This window comes from Aeromonas sp. R2-1 (genome assembly GCF_040908425.1).
GTDB lineage: Bacteria > Pseudomonadota > Gammaproteobacteria > Enterobacterales > Aeromonadaceae > Aeromonas > Aeromonas caviae.
This window is the reverse complement of sequence record NZ_JBFODR010000051.1, coordinates 147,384-154,652: the sequence shown is the minus strand read 5'-3', so window position 1 is coordinate 154,652 and position 7,269 is coordinate 147,384. Positions and strand designations below refer to the sequence as shown.

At 64.2% G+C, this 7,269-nt stretch carries 8 protein-coding genes; 4 read left to right on the top strand and 4 right to left on the bottom strand.

The genetic code is table 11. The annotated features are described in order from the left end of the window. The first annotated feature begins 63 nt into the window (after positions 1-63). The 3 genes from AB5Y80_RS18460 (at position 64) to AB5Y80_RS18450 (ending at position 2,084) form a co-directional block, all read left to right on the top strand. A protein-coding gene (locus AB5Y80_RS18460; RefSeq protein ID WP_139739419.1) for an IS3-like element ISAeca4 family transposase occupies positions 64-1,217 on the top strand; the annotation gives its coding sequence in 2 pieces (ribosomal slippage) (positions 64-301 and positions 301-1,217; 1,155 coding nt in all). After that, entirely contained in the window at positions 1,210-1,605 is a 396-nt protein-coding gene (locus tag AB5Y80_RS18455) for a hypothetical protein (protein ID WP_368173325.1), read from the top strand. The genes AB5Y80_RS18460 and AB5Y80_RS18455 overlap by 8 nt, the downstream gene beginning before the upstream one ends. A 110-nt stretch (positions 1,606-1,715) precedes the next feature. Beyond that, a complete protein-coding gene (locus tag AB5Y80_RS18450) occupies positions 1,716-2,084 on the top strand; it encodes a VOC family protein (RefSeq protein WP_323905237.1) in 369 nt (122 codons plus the stop codon). A 24-nt stretch (positions 2,085-2,108) separates the two neighbouring features. On the opposite strand, the gene AB5Y80_RS18445 is transcribed toward AB5Y80_RS18450, so the two are convergent. Next, positions 2,109-2,309: a DUF3955 domain-containing protein gene (locus AB5Y80_RS18445; protein ID WP_368173324.1), complete on the bottom strand. Its 201-nt coding sequence runs from the start codon at positions 2,307-2,309 to the stop codon at positions 2,109-2,111. Between the two features lie 179 nt (positions 2,310-2,488). Beyond that, a complete protein-coding gene (gene gdhA, locus AB5Y80_RS18440; RefSeq protein WP_368173323.1) occupies positions 2,489-3,832 on the bottom strand; it encodes an NADP-specific glutamate dehydrogenase in 1,344 nt (447 codons plus the stop codon). Between the two features lie 570 nt (positions 3,833-4,402). On the opposite strand from gdhA, the gene rluF reads away from it, so the two are divergent. Further along, entirely contained in the window at positions 4,403-5,416 is a 1,014-nt protein-coding gene (gene rluF / locus AB5Y80_RS18435; protein ID WP_319907107.1) for a 23S rRNA pseudouridine(2604) synthase RluF, read from the top strand. Positions 5,417-5,502: 86 nt separating this feature from the next. Here rluF and AB5Y80_RS18430 read toward each other — a convergent pair whose 3' ends face one another. Together AB5Y80_RS18430 and AB5Y80_RS18425 are read right to left on the bottom strand one after the other, a co-directional pair. Then, complete coding sequence (locus tag AB5Y80_RS18430; protein ID WP_050498279.1) at positions 5,503-6,735, bottom strand: MFS transporter; 1,233 nt, start codon at positions 6,733-6,735, stop codon at positions 5,503-5,505. Continuing rightward, entirely contained in the window at positions 6,728-7,237 is a 510-nt protein-coding gene (locus AB5Y80_RS18425; protein ID WP_041215485.1) for a nucleoside deaminase, read from the bottom strand. Before AB5Y80_RS18425 ends, AB5Y80_RS18430 begins: the two co-directional genes overlap by 8 nt. Positions 7,238-7,269: the final 32 nt, after the last annotated feature.

Genomic DNA, 7,269 nt, shown 5'->3' with positions numbered 1-7,269 from the left:
TGAATCGCCCCTACTTTCCTAGACACCTCAAGAGCCTCAAACTGAGGTCAATCAGGAGGTGTTATGAGCAAGCAGCAACGTTACACGGAAGAATTCAAACTGGCCGCCGTCAAGCAGGTGACTGAGCGCCATTACCCAGTGGCAGAGGTCGCTGAGCGACTTGGTGTTTCCAGCCACAGTCTTTACGCCTGGATCAGGCGCTACAGCCAGCCCGCCGTGCAGCAACAGCATGACTCCAGCCAGCAAGCCGAAATTCGGCGCCTCAAGGCTGAACTGCGCCGCGTCACCGATGAGCGAGATATCTTAAAAAAGGCCGCCGCGTACTTTGCCAAGCTGTCAGGGTAAGGTACGCCTTCATCCGGGTGCACGCGTCCACACATCCCATCCGCCGACTGTGTCGGATGATGAATGTCCACCCGAGCGGTTATTACGCCTGGCAGCACCAGCCTTTATCTGCCCGCGCACTTGAAGACCAACGCCTCCTGGGCCAGATCAAGCAATGTTGGCTAGAAAGCGGGGGCGTCTATGGCTATCGCAAGATCCGGGATGACCTGCGAGAGATGGGCGAGACCTGTGGGAAACACCGGGTGGCGCGATTAATGCGTCATGAAGGTTTGCGTTCACAAACCGGTTATCGTCGCCGTCCCGGTCATTATGGTGGCCGGCCAACGGTGGTTGCACCGAATCATCTTGAACGCCAGTTCGATGTGACTGAGCCAAATAAGGTCTGGGTAACGGACATCACTTATATTCGAACCCATGAAGGCTGGCTCTATCTGGCCGCGGTATTGGATTTGTTTTCACGACAAGTCATTGGTTGGTCAATGGGGCCACGGATCGACCGAGAGTTGGCCATCAGCGCGTTACTGATGGCAGTGTGGCGACGGCGACCCGAGCAGGAAGTGCTGGTTCATTCTGACCAAGGGAGCCAGTTTAGCAGCTATGACTGGCAGGATTTTTTGCGGGAGCACCGGCTCAAGGCCAGCATGAGCAGACGTGGCAATTGCCATGATAACGCGGTGGCGGAGAGTTTCTTCCAACTCCTCAAACGCGAGCGGATCCGACGTAAAACCTATGCAGATCGGGAGGAGGCCCGGCAGGATGTGTTCGATTACATTGAAATGTTTTACAACCCCAAGCGTCGGCACAGTTTCAACAATGGGCTATCGCCAGTAGAGTGTGAAAAGCAATATTTCGAACGGCTCAAAAGTGTCTAGAGAAGCCGGGGCGATTCACTATGAGGGAGAGCAGGTTCCCTTCTCTTTCCAGCTCTGGCAGATAAAACAGCAAAGTGTCTGCCGTCCCTACGAGCAAGATGTGCGGCGCTTCAGTCAGTGCACGGTCAAGGCGCAGGCACTGTTTGGCAAACTGTGTGATGACCTGACACGGCAAGACGACAGCAGTTGGCAGCTTCCCAAGTACCGCACCATGTACTGCTCGGCGGCTGTCGGTTATCGCCCCATGATTGCGGAGATCGCCGACGCCCAGCCGAGCCCGAGTAAGCTCGCGGAGCGGGCCTGTAATCAGGCCATTCTGGCGGCCATGGGCAGTGATGACGAAACCCTGCTGGCCCAGCGTGACAAGGCGTGTGCCGCCGTGCGTTAAGGTATTTCCCTAGTCAAAATAAGTGGTTAGCCCTCCTGTGCACCATGCCACAGTTTCTATTGAGGCGGGTGGGTATGATGGTGCGGCAATCAACATGACAGGGAGCAAGCATGATAAGTCATATCGACCATCTGGTATTGACGGTCAGCGACATTGAGCGGGCGGTGGCGTTTTACAGCGGCGCCTTCAAGATGGAGCCCATCACCTTCGGGGCGGGGCGCCGGGCGCTGCGCTTTGGCAACCAGAAGATCAATCTGCAGTTGCTGGGGGACGAGGTGCGCAACCGGGCGCAGGTGGGGTCGGGGGATCTCTGCCTCATCACCCGCTGGCCCCTGGATCAGGTGATGGCCCAGCTGGCGAGCCAGGGGGTCGAGATAGTGGAGGGGCCTGTGATGAAAAGCGGTGCCTGTGGTCCCATCGAATCGGTCTATTGCCTGGACCCGGATCAGAACCTCATCGAGATCAGCCGTTATTGCTGAGCTCCTGGCGCATCAGGGCCGGTTCTATTCCCCTTTGGCGAGGGCCCTGCGCAGTAGCGGGAGCAAGCTGAGTACCATGCCGGTGAAGAGCAGCAGATAGCCCAGGGGCAGCAGGGCAAAGGGCTCGTGCAGGAAGCCCTGGGCATCGAGGGTGGAGCCCAGCAGGTTGAATGCCAGGAAGCAGCCGAGCCCGGCCAGGATCAGCAGGGCGCCTGTGGTTGTCATCGGGTTCTCCTCGTTTGCACATAAAAAGAGGGATGAGGGTGTCATGGCCCGGTGAAGCGAGCGTGAAGTGACGCCGGGCAGGTAACCTGCGATGGCTCAGGTCAGCGCAAGGCGGTGCTTATGACAAACAGGGCAGCCATGGGCTGCCCTGTTGCATTCCGACGTCTCGAGCGCCGTGACTAGCAGACCCCTTGCGCCAGCATGGCGTCGGCCACCTTGACGAAGCCGGCAATATTGGCGCCGCTTTCGTAGTTCACATGGTCATCATCCTGACCGTAACGGACACAGGTGGCGTGGATGCTGGTCATGATCCCCTTGAGGCGGGCGTCCACCTCCTCCCGGGTCCAGGAGAGGCGCTGGGCATTTTGGCTCATCTCGAGGCCAGAGGTGGCAACCCCCCCGGCGTTTGCCGCCTTGCCCGGGGCGAACAGCACCTTTGCTTCGTGGAAGAGACGGATGGCGGCGGCGCTGGAGGGCATGTTGGCCCCCTCGGCCACCAACTGCACGCCGTTGGCAATAAGCTGCACCGCATCTTCGGCTTCCAGCTCGTTCTGGGTGGCGCAGGGGAGGGCGACGTCGGTCGCCAGATGCCAGGGGGTGCGGCCGCTGAAGAACTCGAGCCCGAGCTCATGGGCGTAATCGGCGACCCGCTTGCGCTGCTCGTTTTTAAGCGCCATCAGACGGGCCAGTTTCTCGGGGGTGAAGCCGTCCGGATCATAGACGGTGCCGCCGGAGTCGGAGGCGGTGATGACCCGGGCGCCGAGGGCCATCGCCTTCTCGATGGCGTATTGGGCCACGTTGCCTGAGCCCGACACCGAGACCCGCAGGCCATCGAGGGACTGGCCGCGATGGGCCAGCATGGCGTCGACAAAGTAGAGCAGGCCGTAGCCGGTGGCTTCCGGACGAATGAGGCTGCCGCCAAAGGAGAGTCCCTTGCCGGTGAAGACGCACTCGGCGCTGTTGGTGAGCTTCTTCATCATGCCCGCCATGTAGCTCACCTCGCGCCCGCCCACCCCGATGTCGCCCGCCGGCACGTCAGTGTTGGCCCCCAGGTGGCGATAGAGCTCCAGCATCAGGGCCTGGCAGAAGCGCATCACTTCTCCTTCGCTCTTGCCCTTGGGATCGAAATCGCTGCCCCCCTTGCCGCCGCCCATGGGCAGGGTGGTGAGGGCGTTCTTGAAGGTCTGCTCGAAGGCGAGGAACTTCAGCACAGAGAGATCCACCGAGGGGTGGAAGCGCATGCCGCCCTTGAAGGGGCCGATGGCGGAGCTGTGCTGCACCCGGTAGCCGCGGTTCACCTGCACCTGGCCCTGGTCATCCACCCAGCTCACCCGAAACTGCACCAGGCGCTCGGGTTCCACCAATCGCTCCAGCAGGCCGTGTTGCAGGTAGCGAGGGTGGCGCTCCACATAGGGCCAGATGGAGGCGATCACCTCGCTCACGGCCTGGATGAACTCGGGCTGGTGAGGGTTGCGGCTGGCGACCTGGGCCAGAAAGGCCTCCTGGGAGAGGGAATGACTCATCTTTAACTCCTGTCGTGAATGATGAAAGTGGCGTCCTGCCAGAGAGGGGATCATGCCCGTCTTCAGGGGTCGCGGGGCTCAAGGGGCCCGTTGTTGCGCCCCGATGGGGGTGTCATTTCCCGTCGTCGGCGGGTCAGAGCAGATAATTCGCGATGACCAAAATCTTTTTATGCATTTTTGCTGGATAAATATCAAGCGTTAGATCATCTGGCTATCTGCCGAAGGCCGCACCCTATCTTCGGCGGCGGGGCCCGGCCCATGAAGTGAGCACCATGAAGTGAAAAGAGGCGGGGAGTGCGCGGTGCAGCACAATCAGGGCCGTGGCGTCACCGCACGCTGGATAATGGGGGGCCTGCTGCTGCATCAGGGGCAGCACCCCCTGTGAGCCAGCGGCCAGGGTGCGACGGGGCCGGGCGCGGGCGCGTGCAATGTGCTACTGTAGCGGCGTTTTTTGCCGAACATGCAGGGCGCAGGCCCTTATTTCATGGAGTTGTATGCAGACGAACCCGACCACAGCGCGGCTGATCCAGCCAGCCATTCTCAAGGCCCATCCGACCGGGGAGGTGACCCATGCTGGCCGATGAATCCATGCGCCTGAACAAATACATCAGCGAGAGCGGCATCTGCTCCCGTCGTGAGGCCGATCGTTTCATCGAGCAGGGCAACGTCTTCATCAACGGCAAGCGGGCCGGGGTGGGGGATCAGGTGTTTGCCGGGGATCTGGTCAAGGTCAACGGTCAGGTGATCGAGCCGCGCGAAGCCGACAGCCTGGTCTTCATCGCCCTCAACAAGCCGGTGGGCATCGTCAGCACCACGGAGGCGGGGGAGAAGGACAACATCGTCGACTTCGTCAACCACAGCACCCGCATCTTCCCCATAGGGCGCCTGGACAAGGACTCCCAGGGGCTCATCTTCCTCACCAACCACGGGGATCTGGTGAACAAGATCCTGCGGGCGGGCAACGATCACGAGAAAGAGTACCTGGTGACCGTGGACAAGCCGGTGACCGACGAGTTCGTCCGGGGCATGGCGGCCGGGGTGCCCATCCTCGGCACCGTCACCAAGAAGTGCAAGGTGAAGCGAGAGGCGCCCTTCGTGTTTCGCATCACCCTGGTGCAGGGGCTCAACCGCCAGATCCGCCGCATGTGCGAGCACTTCGGCTTCGAGGTGACCAAGCTCGAGCGCATCCGCATCATGAACGTCAGCCTCAAGGGGCTGCCGGTGGGGGAGTGGCGCGATCTCACCGACGACGAGCTGATCGAGCTGTTCAAGCTGATTGAGGACTCCTCCTCCGAGGCGAAACCGGCCAAGGGGGCTCAGGTTGCCAAGCCCAAGGTGGCTGCGGCCGGCACCCCGGCCCAGGGCAAGAAGCCGCGGCGCAGCGACGATCACGAGATTGGCGGGCGGCCCAATGTGCCGGGCCCCGAGGCCTTCGAGAAGAAGAGCCCCGCAGGCAAGGGCGGGGCGGGCAAAGGGGCTGCCAGCAAAGGGGGGGCAGGTAAAAGCGCGCCTGGCAAGGGGGGCAAACCCGCCCCGGGCAAACCACGGCCAGGGCAGGGCGGGCGCCAGAAGAAGGGGCGCTGAGCGCCAGGCCTTCCCGCACCCTGATGAACAACACCGGCCAAGGCCGGTGTTGTGTTTTCTGGCCCCCAAGGCCGGTGCTCGCCGGATCAGGCAGGCTTGTGGCCTGCCGTTTGCACAGCCATGGCCTGCTCCGGGGGCAGGCCCATGGCCCCTGGGTAGTGGCGCGGGTTGAGACGCACCACCAGCAGGCTCATCAGGACCAGGGCACCGAGCTGCCACTGCCAGGCGGCGGCGAAGTCACCGCTTGCATGGTGCAGGCGGGCCGCCACCCAGGGGCCGGTAGCCGCCACCATGAAGCCGACCCCCTGCATCAGGGCGCAGAGGGCGCCCGCCCGGCGCGGGTCGGGCAGGTGATCCAGCGCAATCACCATGATGAGGGAGAAGCTCCCCCCAAGCCCGGCGCCGCACAGCAAACACCAGAGCAGGGGGGCGGTCTGGGGAGCGAGCCAGAGGCCGCCAAAGCCCGCCAGCTGCATGGCGATGGCCAGCGCCATCCAGGGGCGGCGGTCCAGCCGACCGGCTGCCAGCAGAGGCAGGCCAAGGCCGCTCGCGGTCTGGGCCAGGGCGAGCCAGGCCACCAGCTCGCCCCCTTGCTGGGCGCTCCAGCCCGCCGCCATGTAGGCCGGGGCCAGCCAGGCCACGACGATGCCGTAGCCGCTGTTGATGATGCCAAAGCAGGCGATGAGCAGCCAGGTGCGGGGCAGGGGGAGCAGCCGCTGCTCCCCGGTGGGGGCGGGCGTGCTGGCCGGGGCAGGCAGGGGCACCCGCCAGGCCAGCCAGCCGAGGGCCAGCAGCACCGGCAGGCCCCAGAGCGCCAGCGCCCGAGACCAGTCCAGATACTCGGCAAGGCGCGGGGTGAGCACGGCCCCGAGCGCCCCGCCCCCCATCATGCAGGCGGAGAAGATCCCCATCACCAGGGGCACCTTTTGGGCGAACCCCTCCTTGATGAGGCCGGGCAGCACCCCCTGCACCAGGGCCGAGCCCAGCCCGCACAGGGCGGCGCTGGCGATGAGCAGGGCGCCGCTCGCCAGGTCGACGCGCAGGGCGCTGCCAAGGGCGAGCAGCAGCAGGGCCGTCCCGAGCAGGGGGCGCGGGCCCGTGCGACCCAGGAGCGCCGGGGTGAGCAGCACGCCTACCCCGATAAGCCAGAGGGGCAGCAGGGTGACCCAGGCCAGGGTATCTACCCCGAGGGCCAGCCTCGCGTCGATGCGAGGGGCCAGGGGGCCGATGGCGGTGAGGAAGGGGCGCAGGTTGAGGGCGATGAGGATCACCAACACCAGCAAGGCGCCGCTGCCCGGGGGGAGGCGGCGCTTATGCATGGGGCAGGGGACCGTAGAGGGTTTCGGCCGCGATGGGGCTCGCCAGCTTGATGAGGGGCAGGGGCGGCGGACTCAGCGGCAGTCGCAGCGCCGCGTAGGCGGCGCGGCTGTCATAGCCGAAGGGGGCGGCATCGTCGTTGTCAAAGGCGTAGTAGACCGCCTGGATGCCGTTCATCACCAGGGCCGACAGGCACATGGGGCAGGGGTGCCCGCTGGCATAGACGATGGCCCCGGCCAGCGGCCCCTGGCGACTCCCTTCCCGCAGCGCTTCCAGCTCCGCGTGACGGGTGGGGTCCCCCGCCTCCAGCATGCGGTTGACGGCGCTCGCCACCAGCCGGTTCTCCCTCACCAGCAGGGCGGCGAAGGGGCGCCCCCCTTGCTGGCGATGGGTCAGGGCCAGGTGCAGGGCCTGCTCCAGCCACTCCTGATGGCTGGGGGCCGAGGCGGCAGTGAGGGAGTTGAGGAGGCGGGCACCGGACTGGGAAGGGGGTGGCATGGTCATATCCTGGCAAAAAGGGGGATGACAGCAGCCTA